This is a genomic window from Nocardia sp. NPDC059177 (assembly GCF_042755165.1).
Classification (GTDB): Bacteria; Actinomycetota; Actinomycetes; order Mycobacteriales; family Mycobacteriaceae; genus Nocardia.
In genome coordinates this window covers 1-1,135 of record NZ_JBHZBX010000060.1, presented here as the reverse complement: position 1 = coordinate 1,135, position 1,135 = coordinate 1, and the positions used below count along the sequence as shown (strand labels likewise).

Genomic DNA, 1,135 nt, shown 5'->3' with positions numbered 1-1,135 from the left:
TAGCTCTACCTCCGGCAAGAAACACACGACGCTGCACCTAAATGCATTTCGGGGAGAACCAGCTATCACGGAGTTTGATTGGCCTTTCACCCCTAACCACAGGTCATCCCCCAGGTTTTCAACCCTGGTGGGTTCGGTCCTCCACGAAGTCTTACCTCCGCTTCAACCTGCCCATGGCTAGATCACTCCGCTTCGGGTCTAGAGCGTGCAACTCAAACGCCCTGTTCGGACTCGCTTTCGCTACGGCTTCCCCACACGGGTTAACCTCGCTACACACCGCTAACTCGCAGGCTCATTCTTCAAAAGGCACGCAGTCACGACTGCATGTGCAAGCACATACAGCGACGCTCCCACGGCTTGTAGGCACACGGTTTCAGGTACTATTTCACTCCGCTCCCGCGGTACTTTTCACCATTCCCTCACGGTACTATCCGCTATCGGTCACCAGGGAATATTTAGGCTTAGCGGGTGGTCCCGCCAGATTCACACGGGATTTCTCGGGCCCCGTGCTACTTGGGTGTCTCTCAAACGAGCCGCTGATGTTTCGACTACGGGGGTCTTACCCTCTACGCCGGACCTTTCGCATGTCCTTCGCCTACATCAACGGTTTCTGACTCGTCCCACGGCCGGCAGACCGTGGAAGAGAGATCCCACAACCCCGCATGCGCAACCCCTGCCGGGTATCACACGCATACGGTTTGGCCTCATCCGGTTTCGCTCGCCACTACTCCCGGAATCACGGTTGTTTTCTCTTCCTGCGGGTACTGAGATGTTTCACTTCCCCTCGTTCCCTCCACACTGCCTATGTGTTCAGCAGCGGGTGACAGCCCATGACGACTGCCGGGTTTCCCCATTCGGAAACCCCCGGATCAAAGCCTGGTTGACGACTCCCCGGGGACTATCGTGGCCTCCCACGTCCTTCATCGGTTCCTGGTGCCAAGGCATCCACCGTGCGCCCTTAAAAACTTGGCCACAGATGCTCGCGTCCACTGTGCAGTTCTCAAACAACGACCAGCCACCCATCACCCCACCTTTACAGGCGAGTTCACTGGGGCCGGCAACCGAAGGCAGCCTTACGGCCATACCTTCAGATACCCAACAGCGTGCCCGGCCCGACCGATCCATCACCACGTTC

General features: G+C 57.8%; 1 rRNA gene. It reads right to left on the bottom strand.

Annotation, left to right across the window (positions count from 1 at the left end):
- Positions 1–972, bottom strand: a 23S ribosomal RNA gene (locus ACFXK0_RS29070); the annotation flags it as partial.
- Between the last annotated feature and the right edge of the window lie 163 nt (positions 973–1,135).